This window comes from Veillonella parvula (assembly GCF_040094895.1).
Classification (GTDB): domain Bacteria; phylum Bacillota; class Negativicutes; order Veillonellales; family Veillonellaceae; genus Veillonella; species Veillonella parvula_L.
Genome location: NZ_JBBNGV010000001.1, coordinates 109,025 through 134,153, shown reverse-complemented (window position 1 = coordinate 134,153; position 25,129 = coordinate 109,025). Strand labels below are relative to the sequence as shown.

The 25,129-nt window shown below is 39.4% G+C and carries 19 protein-coding genes; all 19 read right to left on the bottom strand.

All coding sequences use genetic code 11. The features are described 5' to 3' along the window. Positions 1 to 11: 11 nt before the first annotated feature. The gene (locus tag AAAT26_RS00585; protein WP_004698608.1) at positions 12 to 2,669 is read right to left on the bottom strand and encodes a valine--tRNA ligase; all 2,658 of its coding nucleotides are present in this window, start codon (positions 2,667 to 2,669) and stop codon (positions 12 to 14) included. A gap of 20 nt (positions 2,670 to 2,689) precedes the next feature. After that, the gene (gene tatC / locus AAAT26_RS00580) at positions 2,690 to 3,580 is read right to left on the bottom strand and encodes a twin-arginine translocase subunit TatC (protein ID WP_278451722.1); all 891 of its coding nucleotides are present in this window, start codon (positions 3,578 to 3,580) and stop codon (positions 2,690 to 2,692) included. A 1-nt stretch (position 3,581) separates the two neighbouring features. Further along, entirely contained in the window at positions 3,582 to 4,553 is a 972-nt protein-coding gene (locus AAAT26_RS00575; protein ID WP_278451723.1) for a polyprenyl synthetase family protein, read from the bottom strand. After that, positions 4,550 to 5,248 (bottom strand): ribosome biogenesis GTP-binding protein YihA/YsxC, encoded by a 699-nt coding sequence (gene yihA, locus AAAT26_RS00570; protein WP_024062006.1) that lies wholly within the window; start codon positions 5,246 to 5,248, stop codon positions 4,550 to 4,552. Before yihA ends, AAAT26_RS00575 begins: the two co-directional genes overlap by 4 nt. Further along, positions 5,248 to 7,557, bottom strand: coding sequence for an endopeptidase La (gene lon, locus AAAT26_RS00565; RefSeq protein ID WP_004696511.1), 2,310 nt, complete (start codon positions 7,555 to 7,557; stop codon positions 5,248 to 5,250). Before lon ends, yihA begins: the two co-directional genes overlap by 1 nt. 65 nt (positions 7,558 to 7,622) lie before the next feature. Continuing rightward, positions 7,623 to 8,876 (bottom strand): ATP-dependent protease ATP-binding subunit ClpX, encoded by a 1,254-nt coding sequence (gene clpX, locus AAAT26_RS00560; RefSeq protein ID WP_008601448.1) that lies wholly within the window; start codon positions 8,874 to 8,876, stop codon positions 7,623 to 7,625. A gap of 12 nt (positions 8,877 to 8,888) precedes the next feature. Beyond that, positions 8,889 to 9,482 (bottom strand): ATP-dependent Clp endopeptidase proteolytic subunit ClpP, encoded by a 594-nt coding sequence (gene clpP, locus AAAT26_RS00555; protein WP_004696517.1) that lies wholly within the window; start codon positions 9,480 to 9,482, stop codon positions 8,889 to 8,891. Between the two features lie 36 nt (positions 9,483 to 9,518). Then, on the bottom strand, positions 9,519 to 10,823 hold the full coding sequence (gene tig, locus AAAT26_RS00550) for a trigger factor (protein ID WP_024062009.1): 1,305 nt from the start codon (positions 10,821 to 10,823) through the stop codon (positions 9,519 to 9,521). Between the two features lie 163 nt (positions 10,824 to 10,986). Then, the gene (locus AAAT26_RS00545) at positions 10,987 to 11,442 is read right to left on the bottom strand and encodes a CBS domain-containing protein (RefSeq protein ID WP_004696521.1); all 456 of its coding nucleotides are present in this window, start codon (positions 11,440 to 11,442) and stop codon (positions 10,987 to 10,989) included. A gap of 112 nt (positions 11,443 to 11,554) precedes the next feature. Next, complete coding sequence (gene rlmH, locus AAAT26_RS00540) at positions 11,555 to 12,034, bottom strand: 23S rRNA (pseudouridine(1915)-N(3))-methyltransferase RlmH (protein WP_024060758.1); 480 nt, start codon at positions 12,032 to 12,034, stop codon at positions 11,555 to 11,557. A gap of 2 nt (positions 12,035 to 12,036) precedes the next feature. After that, complete coding sequence (locus AAAT26_RS00535) at positions 12,037 to 12,843, bottom strand: MBL fold metallo-hydrolase (RefSeq protein ID WP_349208745.1); 807 nt, start codon at positions 12,841 to 12,843, stop codon at positions 12,037 to 12,039. Between the two features lie 101 nt (positions 12,844 to 12,944). After that, positions 12,945 to 14,132, bottom strand: a complete 1,188-nt coding sequence (locus AAAT26_RS00530; RefSeq protein WP_349208744.1) for a RuBisCO large subunit C-terminal-like domain-containing protein — start codon at positions 14,130 to 14,132, stop codon at positions 12,945 to 12,947. 204 nt (positions 14,133 to 14,336) lie between these two features. Next, complete coding sequence (locus AAAT26_RS00525; protein WP_004698561.1) at positions 14,337 to 15,722, bottom strand: nucleobase:cation symporter-2 family protein; 1,386 nt, start codon at positions 15,720 to 15,722, stop codon at positions 14,337 to 14,339. Between the two features lie 145 nt (positions 15,723 to 15,867). Continuing rightward, on the bottom strand, positions 15,868 to 18,417 hold the full coding sequence (xdh, locus tag AAAT26_RS00520; RefSeq protein WP_349208743.1) for a selenium-dependent xanthine dehydrogenase: 2,550 nt from the start codon (positions 18,415 to 18,417) through the stop codon (positions 15,868 to 15,870). Positions 18,418 to 18,434: 17 nt separating this feature from the next. Beyond that, positions 18,435 to 19,784, bottom strand: a complete 1,350-nt coding sequence (hydA, locus tag AAAT26_RS00515; protein ID WP_311573793.1) for a dihydropyrimidinase — start codon at positions 19,782 to 19,784, stop codon at positions 18,435 to 18,437. After that, positions 19,781 to 21,472, bottom strand: coding sequence for a selenate reductase (locus AAAT26_RS00510; RefSeq protein ID WP_349208742.1), 1,692 nt, complete (start codon positions 21,470 to 21,472; stop codon positions 19,781 to 19,783). Before AAAT26_RS00510 ends, hydA begins: the two co-directional genes overlap by 4 nt. A 28-nt stretch (positions 21,473 to 21,500) precedes the next feature. Further along, positions 21,501 to 22,829: a putative aminohydrolase SsnA gene (gene ssnA / locus AAAT26_RS00505; protein WP_105086676.1), complete on the bottom strand. Its 1,329-nt coding sequence runs from the start codon at positions 22,827 to 22,829 to the stop codon at positions 21,501 to 21,503. Between the two features lie 54 nt (positions 22,830 to 22,883). After that, on the bottom strand, positions 22,884 to 23,819 hold the full coding sequence (gene arcC, locus AAAT26_RS00500) for a carbamate kinase (protein WP_004696535.1): 936 nt from the start codon (positions 23,817 to 23,819) through the stop codon (positions 22,884 to 22,886). Positions 23,820 to 23,887: 68 nt separating this feature from the next. Beyond that, positions 23,888 to 25,081: a knotted carbamoyltransferase YgeW gene (ygeW, locus tag AAAT26_RS00495; protein ID WP_004696537.1), complete on the bottom strand. Its 1,194-nt coding sequence runs from the start codon at positions 25,079 to 25,081 to the stop codon at positions 23,888 to 23,890. Between the last annotated feature and the right edge of the window lie 48 nt (positions 25,082 to 25,129).

The window sequence follows — 25,129 nt, the reverse complement described above, 5'->3', positions numbered from 1 at the left end:
TAAACCTCCTATTATAAGGTTTCAAGGAACGCTTCACGTTCCAATAACGCTTGTTGTTTTTGTTTATATTCTTCTAACTTTTCTTTTTCTTTTGCTACTACAGCTTCAGGAGCTTTTGCTAAGAAGCCTTGGTTAGACAATTTACCTTCCAAACGAGAAATTTCTTTTTCCATTTGGATTTTTTCCTTTGCAATACGCTCTCTTTCTTTTTCACCGTCAATCAAGTCTTTAAGTAAGAGATATACTTCCATACCATTGACAACGGTTACAGTCGCATTTTCTGGTTTTGGATCATCGGTACCAAGAATTGTTACTTTCTCTGCCCAAGCCAATGTTACGAAGTAGTCACTATGTTCTGCTACAGTTTTAGCTAATGCTTCATCTGTTGGCGCTACGATAACCTCAGCTTTTTTACCTAAAGGCACATTCATTTCAGCACGCATGTTACGAATACCTTTGATAGCATCCATCATAACTTCCATTTGACGTGCTGCCCCTTCAAGATTATCGAATTTCAATGCTTCAGGCCATTTAGTAACAACGATGCTGTCCCCTTCGTGTGGCAAATGTTGCCAAATATGTTCAGTTACGAACGGCATGAATGGATGTAATAATTCGAGCATATGACGTAAGATTGTTACAAGTAAATATTGAACTGTACGACGATCACGTTCGTCACTTTCACTATACAAACGAGGTTTCGCTAATTCAATGTACCAATCGCAGTATGTATTCCAAATGAAGTCATATACTGAACTAGCAGCCTCGCCTAATTCGAATTTATCGAGGTTAGATGTTACATTTTGTACAGTTTCATTGTATTTTTGAACAATCCATTGGTCAGCCAATGTCAAATCATCTACTGTTGGAACGAAACTTTCATCATAATTTGTAAGGTTCATCAATACAAATTTTGATGCATTCCAAATCTTATTGGCAAAGTTACGGTTAGCCTCAACACGTTCCATATAGAAACGCATATCGTTACCAGGTGTGTTGCCAGTTACAAGAGTAAAGCGCAATGCATCAGCACCATATTGGTCGATAACTTCAAGCGGATTAATACCATTGCCCAAAGATTTACTCATTTTACGGCCCTGGCTATCGCGAACAAGACCATGAATAAATACATGTTTAAATGGAATTTCATGTTCAAACTCAAGAGCCATAAAGATCATACGAGCAACCCAGAAGAAGATGATATCGTAACCAGTTACAAGCACACTTGTTGGATACCATTGTTTAAGTTCTGGAGTTTGCTTAGGCCAACCCAGTGTGGCAAACGGCCATAAACCAGAGCTAAACCATGTATCAAGAACATCTGGATCTTGTGTAACATGACCGTGGCAATGAGGACATTCTGTAATATCTTCACGGCTAACGATAGTTTCACCACAATCATCACAATACCATGCAGGAATGCGATGGCCCCACCACAATTGACGAGAAATCGTCCAATCGCGGATATTTTCAAGCCAGTTCACATATGTTTTTGTAAAACGTTCAGGAACGAACTCTACTTCGTGGTCTTTAACAACCTTAAGAGCTGGCTCTGCCAATGGTTTCATATCTACGAACCATTGTTTAGATACCATTGGTTCGATGATTGTATTACAACGAGAGCAATGACCTACTGCATGGTCATGATCATCGATTTTTTCAAGTAGGCCTAATTCTTTAAGTTCAGCTACTACTTGTTTACGCGCTTCTTCACGAGGTAAGCCATTAAATTTGCCAGCACCTTCATTCATTGTTGCATCATTGTTCATAACAACGATGGACTCTAAATCATGGCGTTGACCCATTTCAAAGTCATTAGGGTCATGAGCAGGTGTAATTTTTACACAGCCTGTACCGAAGCTAGCATCAACATAGTCATCGGCAATTACAGGGATTTCTCGATTAACAAATGGCAAGATTAATGTTTTACCAATGAGATCTTTATAACGATCATCATCAGGATTTACTGCTACTGCTACATCACCAAACATTGTTTCTGGACGAGTTGTAGCAACAACAACGAAACGATTATCTTCACCTTTTACAGGATATTTAATATGCCATAAATGGCCATGTTCGTCTTCATGCTCAACTTCAACATCAGATAACGCAGTGGCACAACGAGGACACCAGTTGATGATGCGTTCACCGCGATAGATCAAACCTTTTTCATAAAGGCTTACAAATACTTCGCGCACTGCATGGTAGTATCCTTCATCCAAAGTAAATCGCTCACGGGTCCAATCACAGGATGCGCCAAGGCTACGGATTTGTTTTACAATAGTATCACCATATTCTTTTTTCCATTCCCACACGCGCTCTACGAATTTTTCACGGCCCAAATCATAGCGAGATTTTCCTTCTTCTTTAGCAAGCATCTCTTCTACTTTGATTTGTGTAGCAATACCAGCGTGGTCTGTACCTGGCATCCACAATACATTGTAGCCTTGCATGCGTTTGAAACGGATGAGGATGTCTTGTAATGTGTTATCAAGGGCATGCCCCATATGCAACATACCAGTTACATTAGGAGGTGGTAATACGATACTAAATGGCTCTTTATTCGTGTCTACTTCTTCGTGAAAGTATCCTTGATTTTCCCAATAAGAATACCATTTGCCTTCTATTTCACCAGGATTATATGTGGTTAAATTTTCGTAGGTTTTCATCGTTCCTCCTAAAAGACTCCTTAGCGCTTCATAATTTTAGCCAATACAAATAGGCTTGTTTCATATAGCAATATCATAGGTAATGCAATCATCGTTTGCGAGAACATATCCGGTGTAGGTGAAATGACAGCACCTATGATAAAGGATATAAGAATAAATATCTTTCGCTTCGTTTTTAAAAAGCGTGATGTAATTAAGTTGAAATATCCCAAAATAATTAAGATCAACGGCAACTCAAAGATAAATCCAAAGGGCAATACAAAGGATAATACAAAGTCCATATACTGACCAATAGAAAACATCGGCTGTAATTCATCTGTAGCAAAGCCCATAAAGAACTTCACCGCTGCAGGCAATACGAGAAAATAAGAAAATACAATACCTATCCCGAATAGACCAATTGCTACTGGTAAGATCCAGTTAGATAGCTGCTTTTCTCGCACAGTTAGTGCAGGCTTAACAAATAGCCAAATCTGATGCAATATAATGGGAGCGGCTATGACTAAGCCACCTACAACAGACACCTTCATATATGTAAAAAATGCTTCAGTAGGTCTCATATAATAGAGCTTGCCAGCCGGTTTTAGGAGTATTTCCAATAATAAGTCTACATAATAATAAGAAATACAAGTTCCCACAATAACTGCTACAGCTATTATAATCAATCGTTTTCGCAGCTCTGAAAGATGTCCTACAAGAGACAATTCCCTTGCTTCATCCATCATCTTCTGCTCTATAGCCGTATAAACTGGTTCATCTTCCACATCCTCAGGAATGTGTTGAGTTGCCACCTTATATCGTTCTTGCTCAGTCTTTTGTTCTGCTTCACGCCGTTTTTGACGAACTACACTATCAAAAGAAGGTTTTTGCATGGGATATTCGAAATCCGATTTTGGTTCGAATGGTTCCATATTATACCTTTCTATCAGCCAGATTTTCTACAGCCATCACAAGGAATTCCTTCCCTGGGAAATCACGCACTGCAGCGAGTGCCGCTAGAGCATCTTTACAATATTTATCAGCTACAGCTAATGTATTATCAATTCCACCTTGAGCAATAACATAATCAATAATGTCTTGCTCATTACCACCATTATTTAAGCCTTTAATATCTTCAAGCAATTTATCTTTATTACCATCGTTAACGATGCTTAATAACGGATACGTCAATAGTCCCTCTCGAAGATCATTCCCTACAGGCTTTCCCGTTGTTTCCGCTGTTTCACGATAATCCATAATATCGTCTGTAATTTGGAATGCCATGCCTAATGCATGACCATATTTTTTCAACTCTATGATTTCATTCGCTTGCCAATCTCCTAAGAGACCACCAAGCTCCATACAGCCTTCCATAAAGTCTGCTGTTTTCTTTTGCGTCTTTGTCATATAACGCTCTATGCCTTGATCGATGCGATATACATCTTCCATTTGCATGAACTCACCTTCTACGAGGCATGTGATAATATGAGAGAATACTTGAAGATACTTCATATTCGTCATTTCAGATACGATTTTAAATGCTTTAGCAAATAAATAATCACCACTAAGGATAGCTACTTTATTACCTTTATGCATGTGAATTGTATCCTCCCCACGGCGAATTTCAGCTTGATCTAAAACATCGTCATGGATAAGTGTTGCTAAATGAAGCATTTCAACAGCCTCAGCAATTTTAATGCGTTGACGCTCTATAGATGTACCTGCATTAGCAATCAATAGACACAATTGAGCACGCAAACGCTTACCACCTGCTGCTGATAACGGTCGAATCAGTGCATTGAAGTCCTCTGCACCGGTATTAAAAGATGATGCAAGAGACTCTTCGACACGCTCTAAATCTAGAGCAATGCGTTCCATAATCTCTAATTCATTCGTTTGACTCATGCTTCATCTCCTACCAAAATTTTATTGATTCGTTGTTGTAAAAGCTCACGTCCAGTATGCTTTAAAGAGCTGTACAAAATCGGCGGGGTAGCCGTTGGATATAGCTCTTTAATAATAGACAAGTTTGCAGACTTTTCTTTAGCCGTCAATTTATCGGCCTTGGTCACTACAATTTGTAACGGAACACCGGCTTCGACGAGCCAATCAAAGGCCACCTTATCAATGGCCATTTCAGGATGGCGACCATCGATAAGTAAACACAACAACATCAATCGTTCAGAATGTAAAATATAATCGGCAATAAAGGAAGACCACAGATTGCGGTTTCCTTTATTTGTCTTTGCAAAACCATAACCAGGAAGGTCAACGAGAAACCAGTTATATCTGCGTTCCTCGGTTTCAGAAATATCCTCTTTTGATTCAATATCAAAGTAGTTTATCGTCTTAGTCTTACCTGGCTGACCACTAACGAGGGCTAACCCACGATAGTTACATAAAGAATTAATCAACGAAGACTTGCCCACATTAGAGCGTCCAAGGAAGGCGATTTCTACGGTATCCCCTTCAGGATATTGATCCGCCTTCACACAGGAAGTATTATATTTTGCAGCTATAATACGAGGCCCCTTTGGTTCTTTTCGTGTATATTGTGGTTTTGGGCCCATTGGTTTAGTGGATTTTTTCTTCTTTTGCATTACACAAGTGCCTTTGCTAATACTTCATCCATTGTCTTAACTGGCGTAATGATGAGGCCTTCTTTCACAATGTCAGGTAATTCTGCAATATCCTTTTCATTGCCTTTTGGAATCAACACCTCTTTAATACCATGAGACAAGGCTGCTAATAATTTTTCTTTTAAGCCGCCTATTGGTAATACGCGGCCACGCAATGTGATTTCACCAGTCATGGCAATATCAGAACGAACCTTGCGGTTAGTCAAAATAGATACCATAGCTAATGTCATTGTAATACCTGCTGAAGGACCATCTTTAGGGGTTGCCCCTTCTGGCAAGTGAACGTGAATATCAAGCTTTTTATAAAAATCTTCTTCAATCTTTAAAGCTTTTGCATTATGGCGAATATAACTCATAGCCGCTTGACCAGACTCTTGCATAACCTTGCCGAGACTACCAGTTAAAGCCAATTTACCGGTACCATTCATAGTTGTAGCTTCACATGGTAATACTACACCACCAACAGATGTCCAAGCTAATCCATTTACATAGCCAACTTGTGCTTTCTTTTCTCGCTCTTGGTCAACAAAGATTGGTGCGCCTAAGAATTCGTGAAGATTCTTAGTAGTGACTTTTGGTGCGTCTCCGCCTTCTTCAACTACTTTGAAAGCAATCTTACGGCAAATCTTAGCAATTGTTTTCTCTAAAGTACGAACACCTGCTTCGCGAGTATATTCGGAAATTACCTTTCTTAACACAGCATCAGATAATTTAACCTTGTAATCTTCAAGGCCATTTTTCTTAATTTGCTTAGGTGTTAAGTAACGCTTAGCAATTTCTAGTTTTTCTTCTTCCATATAGCTGGACAACTCAATAATTTCCATACGATCTAACAATGGACCAGGAATATTAGATGCTACATTAGCCGTAGTAATCCAGAAAACTTCAGAGAAGTCGAACGGTACTTCGATAAAGTGATCACTAAATGTGCTATTTTGTTCTGGATCCAATACTTCTAATAACGCTGAAGATGGATCACCTTTATAATCAGATGCTAATTTATCAATTTCATCCAATAAAAATACAGGATTCTTAGTACCTACATTTTTTAACCCCTGAATCATACGACCAGGTAAAGCACCAATATAAGTACGTCGATGTCCACGAATTTCAGCTTCATCACGAACACCACCTAAGGATGCACGGATAAACTTACGATTCATTGCTTTAGCAATAGAGGTAGCCAAAGAGGTTTTACCAACGCCTGGTGGGCCTACTAAACAAAGAATAGAGCCACTATTTTTACCAGTTAATTTACGAACCGCTAAAAATTCTAAAATGCGTTTCTTAACCTTTTCAAGGCCATAATGATCGGCCTCGAGCATAGCATGAGCGCCCTTAATATCTAAACGGTCTTCCGTTAATTCGTTCCACGGTAATGCCAATACCCAATCTAGGTAATTGCGCAAAATTGTTGCTTCCGGCATCAATTGAGGCATGCGGCTGTAACGAGAAATTTCTTTATCAATACGCGTATGTACGTCTTCACTTAGATTAAGTGCTTTTAACTTAACTCGTAGTTCTTCTGCCTCCTCCTCGGGATCCCCTTTATCACCCAACTCATCGTGGATAACGCGGATTTTTTCGCGCAAGAAATATTCCTTCTGCGCTTTTTCCATAGATTGACGCACTTGATTATTGATGGAATTTTCCAAATCAGAGATTTGTAATTCCATATTTAAAATGCCTACAATCATGTTAAGACGACGAGCCACAGATAATTCTTCAAGTAACTCTTGACGTTTCAAATTATTAATAGGCAATAGAAATGCAACTTGGTCAGCTAATTCACAAGGATTGCGTAATTCCATAACGCGCGTTACACCTTCATCAGTAACTGATTTAGCTTCTTCTGCCCATTCGCCAAATTTAGCTTGAACCAAACGACGATAAGCTTCAAGCTCTACATCGTCTTCAAATTCAGACGCCACTCGTTCATAGTCTCCTATATAATAAGGGTCCATGCTAGTAATATTCATAAGACGAATACGAGTGATGCCCTCTACAAGAACACGTACTATACCACCTGGTAAGCGCAACATTTGTTTAATTTTTACTAATGTACCCATTTGGGCTAAATCATGAACTGTTGGCGCATCTACAGCATCATCTTTTTGAGTTACGACAGCTAAAATGCGGTCCTCATTCATTGCGGCTTCCACCGCCTTAATGGATTTGTCTCGACCGATATCGAGGTGAATCACGATATTCGGGTATACTACCATGCCTCTGAGAGGTACGGTAGGGATCCCAACTTCGAGTAAATTCATACTTCCTCCAGGTATATATATTATGAAAAGAAACTCATTCCTACACAGAAATGAGTTTCTTCGAATTACGATTTCAACTGGATGTCTTGGTCTGCCTCATTTTTGAGTATAGGTTCACCTGTGCTTAATACGGATTCACGATTCACAATGCACTTAGTTACTTCCGGCATGGAAGGAACCTCAAACATTACGCGTTTCATCACCTTTTCAATGATAGCACGCAAACCACGAGCACCTGTTTTTCGCTGTAATGCTTCATCAGCGATTTCTTCTAATGCATCTTCAGTGAAAGTTAATTCTACACCATCAAGGGATAGAATTTTTTCATATTGTTTTGTTAATGCATTTTTAGGCTTTGTCAAAATTTGAATTAACGCATCTCTGTCTAATTGATCTAATGTCACCATTACTGGCAAACGTCCAATAAACTCAGGAATCAAGCCAAATTTTAATAAATCTTCAGGTACAACATCTTTTAAGATAGCCGATACATTGCGTTCTTCTTTACGCTGTACATCTGCACCAAAGCCAAGTGTTTTCTTAGCGGTACGCTTAGTAATAACCTTATCCATACCATCAAATGCACCACCACAAATAAAGAGAATATTCGTAGTGTCAATTTGAAGCATTTCTTGATTAGGATGCTTCCTACCACCTTGTGGGGGAACAGAAGCGACAGTACCTTCTAAGATTTTAAGCAATGCTTGTTGTACGCCTTCACCAGACACATCACGTGTAATGGAAGGGTTCTCAGACTTACGAGCAATCTTATCAATTTCATCGATATAGATAATGCCACGTTCAGCCCGAGCTATATCATAATCTGCAGCTTGGATAATTTTGAGTAAGATGTTTTCTACATCTTCCCCTACATACCCAGCCTCAGTTAAGCTTGTAGCATCTGCAATAGCAAATGGTACTTCTAGCATTTTCGCTAAGGTTTGAGCCAATAGTGTTTTACCACTACCAGTAGGACCAATGAATAAAACATTAGCCTTTTGTAATTCTACATCATCAACTACATTATCTGTTTGTAAACGTTTGTAGTGATTATATACAGCCACGGCTAAAGAGATTTTAGCATCATCTTGACCAATGACATATTCGTCAAGATGAGCTTTAATTTCTCTAGGCGTTGGCAATTCTTTTAAATTGAAGTCGTCCGTCTCAACCGCACCCAACTCATCTGCAATGATGCGTTCACAAACTTCAACGCATTCATCACAAATATACACGTTAGGCCCCGCCACTAATTTGCGGACTTCTTCGCTTGTGCGTCCACAAAAACTGCAGCGCATAGTGTCTTTATCTTTTGCCAAGGGGCGCCTCCATTACTTGCTTTCTACAGGTTCTCTTGTGAGCACCTCATCAATTAAGCCGTATTCAACGGCATCCTGAGCACTCATGAAGTTATCGCGATCTGTATCGCGAGCTACTACTTCAATATCTTGTCCACTGCGAGAAGCTAAGATACCATTTAACTCTTCACGCATGCGAAGAATCTCACGGGCATGGATTTCAATTTCAGATGCTTGTCCTTGTACACCACCTAATGGTTGGTGAATCATGATGCGCGCATGAGGTAACGCATATCGTTTACCTTTAGTGCCAGCTGTTAAAAGCACAGCACCCATGCTCGCTGCAGAGCCTACACAAATAGTAGACACATCTGGTTTAATATATTGCATCGTATCATAAATAGCCATACCTGCGGTTACAACACCACCAGGGCTATTGATGTACAAATGGATATCCTTATCAGGATCCTCTGCTTCCAGGAATAACATTTGCGCAATAACCGCATTTGCCACATTATCATCGATGGGGCCACCAAGGAAAATAATGCGATCCTTTAACAAGCGAGAGTAAATATCATAGGAACGCTCTCCGCGTTCACCTTGTTCAACTACAATTGGTACATACATATAATCACCTTTTCATGTACCTAGTTGAGCAAACTATTATTCTGCAGCTTCAGCGCCTTTTGCATTATCAATAATGAATCGAGCTGCTTTTTTGCGAGCTACAGAGCCTGCCAACATAGCTACACGACCTTCTTTTGCAATAATATCCCAAACTTCTTTAGGATCTGCTCCAAAGTTTTGAGCCATAATGAAGATTTCACGGTTCATATCATCTGGAGTTACTTCGATACCTTCAGCAGTTGCGATAGCGTCCAATACTAAATCAGCGCGTACGTTTTCAGCTGCGGAATCTTTATATTCAGAGCGTAAATCTTCGATAGTTTTATTGGAGAATTTCAAGTAGTCATCAAGTTTCAAGCCACGGCCTTCCATATTCATAGCCAATTCTTGAATCATTTGTTCTACGCGATCTTTAATCATTACTTCTGGGATTTCTACAGTTGCATTTTTAACAGCTGTTTGAATCAAGTTCGCATTGTAAGTATCGATTGCACGACGGGAAGCTTCTTCTTCCATTTTAGTGCGAAGATCTTTTTTCAATTCTTCAATAGTTTCGTAAGAGCTTGCTTCTTTGGCGAATTCGTCATTCAACTCAGGCAATTCTTTACGTTTAATATCATGGATATGAGTTTTGAATTCTGCTTCTTTACCAGCAAGTTCTGCTACGAAGTAGTCTTCAGGGAATGTTACTTTTACAGTTACATCATCACCAGCTTTAGCGCCAATCAATTGATCTTCGAAGCCAGGAATGAAGCTACCAGAACCGATTTGTAATGGGTAGGATTTACCTTCACCACCATCAAATGGTTTACCATCAACGGAACCAGCAAAGTCGATTACTGCAAAGTCGTCTTTTTGAATTGTAGCGCCTTCTTCAGCAACAACCATTTTTGCTTGTTGTTCACGAATATTGTTCAACTGTTCTTCGATTTGTTCATCAGATACTGTAGCATCTTGTTTATCTGCTTCTAAGCCTTTGTAATCGCCAAGTTTAACTTCAGGGCGTTTAGTTACAGTAGCTTTGAAAATCAAATCTTTGCCTTCTTCGAATTGTTCGCGTTCGATTTCAGGTTCAGATACAGGCACGATATCATTTTCACGAAGTGCAGCACTATAGTTTTGGCTAGCCAATACTTCAAACGCTTCTTCCAAGATAGCTTCTTTACCGAAGTTCATTTCCAAAATACGGCGAGGCGCATGTCCTTTGCGGAAGCCAGGGATGTTCACTTGACCTGCAATGCGTTTTACAGCTTGTTTAATGCCCTTATCTACTTCTGCTGCAGGTACTTCAATAGTTAACGTTACTACGTGTTGATCAACAGGATTTACAGTTGCTTTCATTTAAAATATGTCCTCCTTGAAGGGCAATATGCCCAAATTTCTGTAGTATATTATGCACTCCTAATAATAACATAAATGCAAGGTCAATGCAATTCTTCTCAATATACACTAAAAGACCACCCCAAAACGGGTGGTCTTTACATATTTTACATAATTATGCCAATTAGTTATCTTTAGCAATCAATTTGATAATGTCCCGACGAGACAAAATTCCAATCAAACGGTACTCTTTATCTACAACTGGCACATTTTTCAAATGTTGATCAAGCATAACAGATACAATTTCTTCTACATCTTTATCCGGTGTGGTTGTAATTACTTCATCAGTCATCAACTCATGAACGTGAGATGCCAATAATTTTTTAAATTGAGCATTATATTCACCGATGCCATTGTAATAGATGCTAGCGCCTAATACATTAACATAATGAGGCACATGAGGACGTACTTTTTTATAAAGTAAATCACCTTCAGAGATAATACCTAACAACTTATTATCATCATCCACTACGGACACAGCTGTTAAATTATATTTAACCAATAAATCAGCTACATCAGAAATCGGCGCATCTTTGCCAACAGTAACAGGGTATTTATTCATTACTTCTTGGATTTTCATAGTGAATTCCTCCTTACAAATACATCTTGCTTTATTATACTATTCGCCACAGTATAATAAAACTCCTTTTTTTCTGAAAGTATTATACAAATAATTTTTAAGTCTACGTCTTCTACCAATGATAAGGTTCATTACGATTGATTTTTGATGCTCGATAAATTTGTTCTACAAGTAGCAATCGAACCATTTGATGAGTAAAAGTCATAGGGCTAAAAGATAATTTATAATTTACAGTCTGACGTAATGTATCACTCACCCCAAAGGCACCACCAATAATGAAAGCCATATCGCTAACACCATCCACCTCAAGCTTAGATACCGTCTTAGCGAGTTCTTCAGAGGACATTGGTTTGCCATACACGTCAAGTAATACAGTATACGCATTTTTAGGGACCCCTTTTAATAAACGGTCTCCTTCTTCTGCAACGACTTGTTTGCGATCCGCATCACTCGGCTTATCTCCAATTTTACTTTCATTCAGCTCTGTAATTGTAATGCCACCATAGGGGCGCATACGTTTCACAAACTCTGCTACGCCCTCACGTAAATAAGCATCCTTCAATTTGCCGATACAGACTACATAAAATCTCATTTTTACCTCTCCACAGATTGGATGGACACAATTTCATTAGGCTGACCATGTTGTAACTTCATTTCAGGTCCAATACGAACACCACCATCAACAAGTATTTTGCCAATGGTTTGGGTAACGAGGACAGCGTTATTATTATTTTCAGAACGATGGGCCAATATAACTTGCATAAAATCAGGACGTTTCATCATGAGTAGTGCTTGCGCAGCCATTTCATTACTCAAATGACCTTCATCACTAGCCACCCTTTGTTTCAAAAACGGCTGATAGGGTCCGAATCGCAACATATGAGGATCATAATTCGCCTCTAGCACTAACAGAGTCGTATCATCAATTCTACGTAAAATATTATCTGAAATCACGCCTGTATCAGTGACAATAGTTGCCTTATTGTTCCCAGCAAACACATTTATACCAATTGGATCAGCCGCATCATGACTTACCGAAAAAGGTTCCACAATTAGACTCCCCAACGTTAAACTGCCCTTTGTAAGCTCGATTAATCGATTCTTTGGTACGATTAACTTATCTTGGATTTCACGCCAGGTGCCTTGCTTCGTATACACAGGAATATCAAATCGTTTTAGTAATTGTTGTAGTCCCGCAATGTGATCACTATGTTCATGACTGACAAATATACCCTCTACCTGTGCCATATCAATATGTAATTCTTTTAACCCATTGACAATGCGCCGACAACTGATGCCTACATCATGCAATATTACGGAGTTCCCTTTTTTTATCACTGTACAATTGCCCTTACTACCACTGGCAAGGACATGGACCTCCAACGGTGAGGATTCACTCATCAAAACACTCCATATACTTAATCATAAATCTATTATTTCTGTAAAAGTCAATAGCTTATTTAGTTAAATATTGTATTAACTCATTTAAATTCAAGCTATTATTACGTTCTTTCAGATAATTTAGTCAGACGCTCTACAAAATACGACATATTAGCCTCAATATCTGGCCCTCTGCGGAACATATCGCCTCCAACAAGGAACATCGTATCATTTCCGTACAGCTCAACAAGTTCATTAAGACGAGCATCTGTAACGCCACCACCTGGTGCAGGGCAAGCCGCTTTCATCAAGCCCATTGATCGTTTAATATAAGAGGAAATTCTCTTGCATTGCTTCTCTGTAAAAGTAAAGCGTCCACCATAAGATACGAAGATTGGCATATCAGCCCCAAAAATACGAGGTAATAAACCTAGTTGTAAGTAATCGGCTACACCAGATATACCAGGGCTTACAAATCCACCAGAATAAGCGGGGTGATGAATGATAGGCAATCGTAATTTTTCATCAGTAGCTAATTTATGTAGCCAACCGAAACCAACGAGGCCTGAAGCCACCATGAGAGCTGTAGCACCAGCCTCTTTGGCAAAATAAGCGCGTTCCAATACGTCTGTGCCATCACCAGATACATTTGCTGCATATAATGTATGTGTCCCATGTGTAGCGTTCATTTCCTGTACCATAGAAGCACATCGTTTTACACGATCTTTATATTGAGAGAAGGACTGATTAGAAATACCATGATCATCCTTTATGACATCTGCCCCTCCACGTGTATAGGCTCCACACATGCGAGCCAATTCCTCATTTGGTGTTCCCATCGGCTTTACAACGGCTTGAATCATTGGGCGCGTCGGAGTTTCCACTAAACGACGAATTCCTTGTAAGCCAAATCGTGGGCCCTTAAAAACATCGTAAAGTGTTGGACACAGCTCAATATCCACCACCCAGATATGAGGCTGTAACGAAGAATTGCCAAAGACAACATTTAAAAATTGTGTTGCTTCTAGAGCTGTAGTATCTACGTGATATGAAATACGAGCCAAATAGTAACGAGAGGTATCAATTACAGCATTTGACATCACACCTACATTGATATAAGGAGAGTCTTCTACTATAGGTTCAAGAGATTCTAGTCGACCAGTAATAGTTTCTTTAATGTATGTATCCGTTACAAACTCATAAGGAAATTCTATAGTTTGCTCCACTTGAACAGCCCAAGCAATTGATTTTGCTTCTTCATATGTACTCGCTTCTATTCTATATGTAACTATAAATCGCTCGTCTTTCATAATGCGTCTCCTTTGCAATAATATTATTTAATTATATACCAAAGTAGTATACGATTCCATAAAAAAAGACCTCACTCCAAATCAGAGTGAGATCTTTTTAACAAACAAAAACATATATATTGATGTTTTACCTATACTAACAAGGTTTCTACTGTGAGAGACAATACATATAATCGCATGAGAGTAAACTCGTCTAACTATATCTTATTGGTAGAAATGTTTAGGATAACCTTTGAATCGTGTGAAGTGGCGATATTTACGAGTCGCACGATTAGGTTCGTTAACAGTTTTATAACCAAAACCATTAAACATTACATTTAAAATAACAGCTACTATACTACCAGCTGTGATACCAGATTTCAAAAGAATTTGAGCCCATGCTGGAAAGTGTGTATAGAATTGAGGTGCTGCAAGAGGAATCATGGATACCCCAATACTAATGGCAACTAGCATCAGGTTATAGTTACCATCGAAACTAACTTTACCAAGAGAACGAATCCCACTGGCGATAATCATGCCGAACATAGCAATCCCTGCGCCCCCTAGTACAGCATTTGGAATACAAGCTACGATAGCGGCTAATTTAGGGAAAAGGCCTAATAAAATTAAAATTACACCAGATGCTGCTACAACGAAACGACTCTTAACACGTGTTACAGCAATAAGACCTACGTTTTGAGCAAATGCTGTATACGGAAAACTATTAAGGATACCACCAATAATAGTAGACAAGCCATCCGCGCGAAGTACCGCAGCCAATTCATTTTGACCAATAGGTTTATCTACAATTTCACCTACCGCAATACTATCACCAGTTGTTTCTACCATAACTACGAGCATTACAATAATCATAGATACAATAGAAGCAAAGTCAAAGGTTGGAAGACCAAAATAGAATGGTGTTACAACAGAAATCCATTGAGAACGTCCTACCTCTGAAAAATCTGTAATACCAACAATCATAGCTAAGGCTGTACCAAGAATAAGGCCAACTAAGATTGCCAAATTACCAAGGAAACCTTTACCAAATCGATAAGTTAATATAACGAGAACAAATGTAGCTACACCAAGAGCTATGTATAGTGGATCGCCAAAGTTTTTATTGCCTACGCCACCCCCCATCCAGTTAACAGCTACTGGCATCAAGTTGATACCAATAATAGTAATGATAGTACCTGTTACTACAGGTGGGAATAGCCGAATCAAACGACTGAAAAATGGTGCCACAAGGAATGTAAAGAGACCAGCTACGATAATCGCACCGTAAATCGTATTGATATCATGCTGTTGACCAATCATAATCATAGGGCCTACAGAAGCAAATGTAACACCTTGAATAAGAGGAATACGCCCGCCAACAGGTCCGAATCCTAATGTTTGAATCAATGTAGCTACACCACATGTAAATAAGTCAGCTGTAATCAAACGAATTAAATCTTCAATTGGCAAATGCATAGCTTGTGCAATAATAATTGGTACAGCTACTGCCCCAGCATACATAGCCAGAACGTGCTGTAAACCATAAGCGAATAACTGCGGGATTGGCAGCATACCATCTACATGGTCGACACCAGATGCACCTTTACTCATAAGAATCACCTCATATCTTACGTTTTAGTTACTAGTTAAACAATATAGTCATACTATCGTACATGATAGAGTTTAGAAATCTCATCGACTTCACGTGGGAACCTTGATGGCTAGGGGCAAAAGCCCCTACCATTAAGCAAATATTCTATTTTTTATAACCTGTATGTTTAATCGGCAAGGACCTACGTGGTTCTCCGTCGATACGACGATACGCATTTGCAATAGCCGGTGCAATCGGAATGCTAGAGATTTCGCCAATACCTTTAGCTCCGTATGCATATTGTTCTGGTGTCCCTTTTTCGATAAGACTTACATGAATTGGAGGACATTGGGTAGCTCTAAGAAGTCCTAGCGTACCGTATTTAGATGTTACATACCCTTCTTTATAAGGGAAGTCTTCTGTAACTGCATAACCCATTCCCATAATGGCGCCACCTTCGGCCTGACCCGTACAGGATTGAGGGTTCACTACACGACCTACATCGTATGCTACATGTAAATTAGCAATCTTATTGTCTTCACCAATTGTTGCTACACATGCACCATAACCATAGGCAACGTGATTTTTTGGATGCGATTTATCAGAATTAAATGGATCTGTTTCACCGAGGAACTCTTCATAAATCTCTACGCCATTCAGTTCTTCTAATGTTTTAGTATTTAACATTTCTTTTAAGCGAAGACTTGCTTTGCGCGTTGCTTCACCGGTAAAGAGTGTTTGGCGAGATGCAGTAGTTGTACCAGAATCTGGTGTGCGTACTGTATCAGGACGTTCTACAAATACTTTATCCGCCGTTAAGCCTGTTGTTTCACAAAGTACTTGTGTTGCCATAGTAGCCATGCCTTGACCAATACAAGCGGCACCCGTACGAATACGAACTTTACCATCACGTACTTCTAAGATAACGCGACCCGTATCAGGTAATCCTACACCAATACCACTATTTTTCAAGCATACCGCAAGACCGGTACGGTCAGATGCATAATATGCATCTTTTACGGCTTCCAAACATTCTACTAAAGCGGTTTCTTTGGAACAAATTTGTCCGTTTGGTAATGAATCGCCAGGGCGCACAACATTTTTATATCGGAATTCCCAAGGATCCATGCCTACCAACGCAGCTAATTCATCAATATTTTGCTCTTGACCAAAGATAGTTTGTGTTACACCAAACCCACGGAATGCACCACCAGGAACAGTATTTGTATAAACACATACACCATCAAAGGCAAAATTATCAAAGTGATAAGGGCCACAAGAATGAGTACCAGCACGTTGAAGTACAGGACCACCTAAAGATGCATACGCGCCACAATTAGAAACGATATTTACCTTACTTGCTACCAGATTACCTTCTGCATCACAAGCTGTTGTAATATCCATTTCCATCGCATGACGTTTAGTATGGATATTAAGACTTTCTTGACGAGAGAATAGAACCTTAGTTGGTTTACCTGTAAGCCAAGCTACGAGAGATGCATGATGCTGTACGGTCATATCTTCTTTACCACCAAAGCCACCACCTACGAGCATACTGTGAACCTTTACAGCCTCATTCGGAATACCAAGCATACGAGCAACTTCACGACGATCATCATAAACATTTTGGCTACCTGAATGCAGATGAATTTCATCTCCCTCACGATATGCAACGGCACATTCTGGTTCCATAAATGCATGGTCGGTTTGAGGTGTGGAATAATGATTTGTTACTACAAAAGCAGCCTCTGCAATAGCCTTATCTACATCGCCACGAGATAATGTTTGACGAGATAATACATTTCCGTCTGGATGTAACTGAGGAGCATCTGGTTTTAGTGCTTCCAATGGATCTAGTACGGGTTCTAATTCAGTATAATCAACTTCAACTAGAGCCAATACTTCGTCTAAATATTTCTTTTCTGTAGTTGCAACAAGTGCAACTGCATCGCCTACATAACGTGTAATATCACCTTCTGTGATAAGTACATCCCAATCCGGCACTAAATGACCAGTTTTATTGAATGGTACATCAGCAGCAGTCAAAGCCGTTACACAGGCTGGGTGTTCAAGAGCTTTAGACACATCAACGCGATCCACTCTAGCCCGTGGATATTTAGAACGCAATGCCTTAGCGTAAATCATACCATCCATATGAATATCATCGGCATATTTTCCCGTACCTAAAGCTTTTTCCTCCGCATCGACACGATGTAAACGAGCGCCTACAGCAGCATTAGTATCCTTTTCCGGAACAGGTAAATTCTCACGAATCATTTTTGCTGCTAGCATAATGCCTTCTTCAATTTTCACATAACCTGTACAACGACAAATATTGCCTAAAATAGCTTTTTTAACATCTTCAGATGTAGGGTCATTATTTTCATCAATTAGGACCTTTGCACTAATAATCATACCTGGTATACAGAAGCCACATTGCACCGCTCCACATTCACCAAAAGCATAGGTGTATACAGCTTTTTCCCTATCAGTTAATCCCTCAATCGTTACAATTGATTTGCCATCTAATTGGGATAATTTACTAACACAAGCTTTTGCCTTTTTCCCGTCTATAATTACTGTACACGTACCACAAGCACCAGCACTACAACCTTCTTTGGTGCCTGTCAGCTTCAAATCAGCTCTCAAGAAATCAATTAAGCGCTGATCCTCTTGAGCCTCATAATAGGTGCCATTCACTTGAAAGCGGTACATATATAGTCCTCCTTTCATTAAGGAATACATTCACCAAGATATGATTCTATTAAGGATCCATCTTGTACCACATGGTGACCTCTGAGGATTACATCACGAACCATACCGGTTACAGATAGTCCCTCATACGGTATATAGTCAGCCTTTGTATGGGCAGACTCTATTGAAAGAATGTGTTTTACATTCTTATCTACGATTGTAATATCTCCATCACTACCTACAGCTAATGTACCCTTCTTAGGATACATGCCATATAGTTTTGCTGGGTTTTCACTTACTAATTTCATAAAATCTACGGCACTCATATTGCATTGGTTAACCAACACATCATAAGCAATGATACCCCGTTCTTCAGCTCCAGGAATACCTCCAGGAATTCGGGTAAAGTCATAACGACTCTTTAATTTTTGATCATTAAAGGTAAAGCTACAATGGTCGGAACCAATGGTTTGGAATACACCATTTACTAGTGCATCCTTCAATGCCATTTGATCTTGTATCGTTCTAAGTGGAGGACTCATCACATATTTAACCCCTTCAAAATCAGGTAATTTATATCGTGATTCATCAAGCACCAAATACTGTGGACATGTTTCACAAGTCACTTGATGTCCTAATGCCCGCTCACGTAGAACTTCATCTACGCCTTCTTTAGAACTTACATGCACAATATGCACGGGATACTCTAATGCAGCACCAATTGTACTAAATCGCTTAATCGCTTCCGATTCAATCATAGCAGGTCTTGTAAGTGGGTGATTACTTATATCTAAGTCCCCGCACTTACGCTTATCAGCTACGAGTGCATCGATGAGGTCCCCATTTTCACAGTGAGCCCCTACAAGTGCGCCTGTTGGTTTTATAGCTTCAATAGCGTCATAAATTTCTCGGTCCGTTAAACGGAACCCATAAGCTAAATATACCTTAAAGGATGATACACCAGCTTTAACCACTTTCGGTATTTCACTGGCCACCGTATCATTCATTTCTACAAGCTCCATATGAAATTTGTAGTCACAGGAGCAATGCCCTGCAGCACGCTCCTTATGAACCTCTAAGCCTTTACAAAGGGATCCATCCTCGGGAGAAGCAAAGTTGATGATTGAAGTAGTCCCACCAAGGATAGCAGCCTTTGTACCACTATCAAAATCATCTGCAGTAGACGCCAAGGCATTTGTCATTTGAAAGTGTGTATGAGGATCAATAAATCCAGGGAACACATAGCAACCTTTTGCATCAATTACTTTAGCCCCGTCTGGAACAGGAACGTGTTCATCAATGGCGACAATTTTGTCGCCATCGATAAGTAAATCTCCGGTAAGGATTCGATCATTTAAGACCAAGTCCCCTTGTTGTATGATAATCATGATACATAGTACACATGCTCTTTACAGAAGGCATGTACGACTCCTTTCAATTCTTCAGGTAATGCATCAATGTCACATACTGCTTCTTCACCTTTGAAGCGATAACCACAGCTAGTGCCTGTGATGTAGAATCCATCATTTGTACTATCTGCTAGTGCTTCGGCATTGTGGAAGAATGTAATGCGATCCTTGTATGGTTGACAAGGTTCTACGCAATGACACGCACAGTTACCACACTCATTACAGCTTTGATCAACATGGACGATCAATTTAGCATCATTTACAGTAACGACTTCATTACATCTATTAGGACATACGCGAACACAAGCACCACAAACTACGCGGCAGTGGTAATCAGAGCTACGTGTACCAGGGAAGGCTGGCATAGCTTCGCGTTTTTTCTTCATTGCATCGCTCTTCTTGAAGATTTTGTTCTCAGCGATGTCTTTAGCGAGTTTAGCTATAAGTTCTTTATGAACTTTTAAAGCAGCATTGTAATCAGTAGATTCCACTTCGTCTGCTAAGCCTTTGAAAGTATTGTAACCTTCACCTTGTAGAAGAATTGTACATACTGTTACAGGCCAAATACCACAATCAAAGATAGCTTTGATATTTTGTTTTACAGCACCACCGCTATAAGACATAGGTAAACGTTCGCCGAATTGAGCACTTAAGAGCTCAGCTACACCAATTGTTACAGGTAACAAGGATTTACCAGACATATACATTTGCTCGCCTGGCAATTCATTGTTGTGAATTTGTACAGGGAATGTATTTGTCAATTTAACACCGAAAATCTTATTGTGTTTTTCACCAAGAGCGATAAGACGCTCTAACATTGGAACAGCTTTATCGAATTGAAGGTCAACTTCAAATTGATGATTTTCAAAGTCAATGTACTCAAAGCCAGCGTTATCCAATAATTCTCTAATGCGTTTTGGACCTAACAATGTAGGGTTGCATTTTAAGTATAGGTGAAGACCTTTTTCACTGATAAGGTAAGAACAAATGGATTCGATTTCTTCTGCTGGACAACCGTGCATTGTGGACAATGTGATTGCTTGACAAAGTTCATCACCAATGGAGTTGATGAAATCAGCATCGATATGTTCAAATTCATCTACGTGGTCAAGGCACCATTGTTTGCAAGTATCCCACATTGGAGATTGAGATGCACTGCGCATTGTGTTGATGAATTTATCAACCATAGGGCTCTTGATACCAGCCAAGTTGTAGCCAACACTCATGATGAATAAGAATCCATCTGGATCGCCTAATCCTAATTCTTTAGAGATTAATTTTAATGCGAACCAAGCTTTAATGTATTCATCAGCAGCTTCATCACAGCTATATTCAGAAGACCATTCTACATTATATGCTTCATCTACAGAGTAGATACAAGGTCTAGGAATACCTAGTTCTTCACCGTACATGATTTGTACGGTTTTTAATTCAATGCAACGAGCACCAGCTACATAAGATGCCACAATATTTTGTGCCAACTGTGTATTAGGACCAGCTGCTGGACCTACAGGATTTTCAATGGATTTACCAAAGATAGATAAGCGTTGATCATGATTCGTACGATGAATTTTATTTACATTGTAAATGCGATTGTACATCTTGTACTCAGTTATAATGTGGTTCATCAAATTTCCGAAACTTACCGGATACATAATGTCACTCATAATGTCACACTCCTTTAAAGCGCTTGCGTTATGGGTTTAGTCGTTTCCATAAACCTTTAGATGTTGCTAAAACTTCGTCCATTACTTCAGCTTTATCAATGCCTTGTAATTTACGATCAATCATGCGTAGTACACCATCACTAATAGTTGTTACCACATACATACCATTAGCACCGAATAGTAAGTGACCATTGATGTTGTTTTCATCAAGTGGTGTTGGTGCTGCGTAATCAAGAACAATTACGTCAGCTGCGGCACCTTTTTTAAGGATGCCTACCGTAGTATCGAAGAATTCATTAGCCATTTTGCGGTTGTTTTCAAATAGCATATAAGGTACTTCTCCCCAGCCTACATATGGTTTATGTTGCTCATGTTTCACAAGACAATTCGCTACTTTATAAGATTCGAGCATATCATTTGTATAACCATCTGTACCAAGACCAACAGTGATTCCTGCATCTAATAGTTTCAAGATATCTGTCGTGCCTACTGCATTACCCATGTTACTTTCTGGGTTATGTACGACCTTAGCTTGAGATTTTTTCAATAATGCCACATCTTCGTCAGTTACGTGTACACAGTGACCAGCGATGCTCTTAGGGCCTAAAATACCTGCCTCTACGAGACGTCTAACAGGTGTCATCCCATACTTTTCTTTACTATCTGCCACATCTTCAGGACCTTCTGCAACATGAACATGATATCCCAACTGATCCTCATTATGAGCTTTCACATAATCTAATGTTTCCGTGCTCAATGTGAAAGATGCATGCAAGCCCATCATCGCCGCCAGTCTGGATGGATCTTGTTTTGCTTCTTTACCAAAACGTACGTTTTCTGCAACAGCGGCTTTCATTTGGTCTACGCCATTGCGGTCGGATACTTCATAGCATAAACATGAGCGAACGCCGAATTGTTTAGCTACATCTGCAATGATGGATAAGCTGTTAGGAACTTCACCATAACTTGCATGGTGGTCAAAAATAGTAGTTACACCATTTTCGATACAGCCTAAATACGTAAGTAATGCACTTGCTTTTACATCTGGAGCGGTCAATTTATTATCTAAGTAGAACCAAAGTCCTTCCAAGATTTCACCGAAGTTAGTCGGTGCTGGACCTGGCAACGATAAGCCTCGTGCAAGAGCGGAGTAAATATGATGATGTGCATTAATGAAACCTGGCATAATTAGGCCACCATGAGCATCAATAATTTCTGCGTTTGCATAAGCTTTGCATAATTCATCATATTTACCAATATCAACAATTTGAGTCCCGTCGATAGCAACAGCACCATCATAAATGATAGGTCTATCAGCGTCGCGAGTAATAACAGTACCTTTTCCTAATATAATCATGTGGGCACCTCCTCAACGATTCGTTGAAATGCATACTTATAAACTTATATATTATTATAATACGATACGTGTGCCTGTTTTTCCTGCTATACCATCTTTAGATTTCTCTAATAATGTGATAATTGAGACACGGCCTTTTTTGGATTCTGCAAATGCTATAGCGGCTTCTACCTTTGGTTTCATCGAGCCTTCTGCAAACTCACCAGCTGATACATATTCTTTAGCTTGTGTAACGGTTATTTCATCAAGCCATTTTTCATTTTCTTTACCAAAGTTAATAGCAACCTTTTCAACAGCTGTTAAAATAACGAGAACATCAGCATCAATTTCTTGGGCCAATAAACTACTAGTCCAGTCTTTATCGATAACAGCAGCTGCACCATGAAGTTCATTGCCTTCTTTAGTTACTGGGATACCTCCCCCGCCACAAGCAACAATTAATTGTTTACCTACTAAACCTTTAATTGCTTCTAGTTCAATGATTTCTTTTGGTGCTGGAGATGCCACCACACGACGATAACCACGACCCGCATCTTCTTTTACCACATAATCGTAATTCTTTTCTGCGTATTCAGCTTCTTCCTGAGTCATAAAATGACCAATTGGTTTTGTAGGATTTTGAAAAGCTGGGTCATTTTGATCAACAAGTACTTGTGTAACCATAGTCATTGTTGGCAAATCTTTAATACCACGATTTAAGAGCTCTTCGTGAAGAGCATTTTGTAAGTCATAACCAATATAAGCTTGGCTCATTGCTACACATACAGATAATGGAGTGTTTGGTTGACCTTCTACTTCACGAGTCAATGCAGCCATCGCATTGTTGATCATACCAATTTGAGGTCCATTACCATGTGTTACCACTACGTCACAATCAGCTTCTACTAAATCAATGATTGTTTTAGCTGTACTTTTTACTGCAATTTTCTGTTCTGGTAAGGAATTGCCTAATGCATTCCCCCCTAGTGCTACTACAACTCTCTTTTTCATGTTATGCCTCATAACAAACTATTAAGAATAAAAGGAGCCATCAATACGGATGGCCCCTAAACTTTACTTTACGGTTGAACTCGTTCGGTTCCCTTCCGTTCTAATTCTTTTAAGGTTTCTACAGGATTTTTAAATTTGCTAAGGAAAATCATAGCTGCAATAACATATGGTTTGTAGCTTGCTTCCTTATAAAGAGGTATGCGGTAGCGATCAAATACTGTTGCATCTACTTCGCCTTCTTCACAACTTACACCTGTAATATCTGCTGGTAAGCAATGTAAGTAAAGAGCTTTGCCGTCCTTTGTGAGACTCATCATCTCTTCCGTACATGCCCAATCTTTATGTTTACCATTTTCTTCAAGAAGAACTTTTTCTAAGGCTTTAATACCTTCATGATCATTTTCACCATACAGTTTTGTACGTTTTTCCATTGCACCGAATGGAGCCCAGCTCTTAGGATATACGATGTCTGCATCTTTGAAAGCATCTTTCATGTCGTTAGTTCTACGGAATGAACCGCCGCTAGCTTCAGCTTGTTTCTTAGCGATTTCTTCAACTTCCGGCATTACTTCGTAGCCTTCTGGATGGGCTAATACAACTTCCATACCTAAACGAGTGAATAAACCAATAGCACCTTGAGGTACGGATAAAGGTTTACCATAGGATGGAGAGTACGCCCACGTCATAGCAATCTTTTTACCTTTAAGGTTTTCTACACCGCCAAATTCTTTGATGATATGAGCTGTATCAGCCATGATTTGTGTAGGATGGTCGATATCACATTGTAGATTTACAAGTGTTGGGCGTTGCTCTAATACACCATCTTCATGACCTTCTTTAACTGCATCGGAAACTTGATGCATATAAGCATTACCTTTACCGATATACATATCATCACGAATACCGATAACATCTGCCATAAAGGAAATCATATTAGCTGTTTCACGAACTGTTTCACCGTGAGCGATTTGAGATTTGCCTTCGTCTAAATCTTGAACTTCAAGACCTAGCAAATTACAAGCGGAAGCAAAGGAGAAGCGTGTTCTTGTAGAGTTATCACGGAATAAAGAAATGCCAAGACCGCTGTCAAATACTTTAGTAGAGATATTGCGTTCTCTAAGAGCACGTAATGCATCAGCTACTGCCCATACACCTTGCAATTCATCATCAGATTTTTCCCAAGTTAAGAAGAAATCTTCGCCGTACATTTTACTAACGTCTAATTTTTGTAAAGTTTCAATACTTTTATTGAAGTCTGTCATCTGTAAGTCCTCTCTTTCAATTCCCTAAAGGGCTACTTAGGATCTAAC

Bases quoted from the DNA above. Each gene is read 5' to 3' on its own strand.
- AAAT26_RS00585 (WP_004698608.1), bottom strand. From the start codon at position 2,669: ATGAAAACCTACGAAAATTTAACCACATATAATCCTGGTGAAATAGAA.
- tatC (WP_278451722.1), bottom strand. From the start codon at position 3,580: ATGGAACCATTCGAACCAAAATCGGATTTCGAATATCCCATGCAAAAA.
- AAAT26_RS00575 (WP_278451723.1), bottom strand. From the start codon at position 4,553: ATGAGTCAAACGAATGAATTAGAGATTATGGAACGCATTGCTCTAGAT.
- yihA (WP_024062006.1), bottom strand. From the start codon at position 5,248: ATGCAAAAGAAGAAAAAATCCACTAAACCAATGGGCCCAAAACCACAA.
- lon (WP_004696511.1), bottom strand. From the start codon at position 7,557: ATGAATTTACTCGAAGTTGGGATCCCTACCGTACCTCTCAGAGGCATG.
- clpP (WP_004696517.1), bottom strand. From the start codon at position 9,482: ATGTATGTACCAATTGTAGTTGAACAAGGTGAACGCGGAGAGCGTTCC.
- tig (WP_024062009.1), bottom strand. From the start codon at position 10,823: ATGAAAGCAACTGTAAATCCTGTTGATCAACACGTAGTAACGTTAACT.
- AAAT26_RS00545 (WP_004696521.1), bottom strand. From the start codon at position 11,442: ATGAAAATCCAAGAAGTAATGAATAAATACCCTGTTACTGTTGGCAAA.
- rlmH (WP_024060758.1), bottom strand. From the start codon at position 12,034: ATGAGATTTTATGTAGTCTGTATCGGCAAATTGAAGGATGCTTATTTA.
- AAAT26_RS00535 (WP_349208745.1), bottom strand. From the start codon at position 12,843: ATGAGTGAATCCTCACCGTTGGAGGTCCATGTCCTTGCCAGTGGTAGT.
- AAAT26_RS00530 (WP_349208744.1), bottom strand. From the start codon at position 14,132: ATGAAAGACGAGCGATTTATAGTTACATATAGAATAGAAGCGAGTACA.
- AAAT26_RS00525 (WP_004698561.1), bottom strand. From the start codon at position 15,722: ATGAGTAAAGGTGCATCTGGTGTCGACCATGTAGATGGTATGCTGCCA.
- xdh (WP_349208743.1), bottom strand. From the start codon at position 18,417: ATGTACCGCTTTCAAGTGAATGGCACCTATTATGAGGCTCAAGAGGAT.
- hydA (WP_311573793.1), bottom strand. From the start codon at position 19,784: ATGATTATCATACAACAAGGGGACTTGGTCTTAAATGATCGAATCCTT.
- AAAT26_RS00510 (WP_349208742.1), bottom strand. From the start codon at position 21,472: ATGAGTGACATTATGTATCCGGTAAGTTTCGGAAATTTGATGAACCAC.
- ssnA (WP_105086676.1), bottom strand. From the start codon at position 22,829: ATGATTATATTAGGAAAAGGTACTGTTATTACTCGCGACGCTGATAGA.
- arcC (WP_004696535.1), bottom strand. From the start codon at position 23,819: ATGAAAAAGAGAGTTGTAGTAGCACTAGGGGGGAATGCATTAGGCAAT.
- ygeW (WP_004696537.1), bottom strand. From the start codon at position 25,081: ATGACAGACTTCAATAAAAGTATTGAAACTTTACAAAAATTAGACGTT.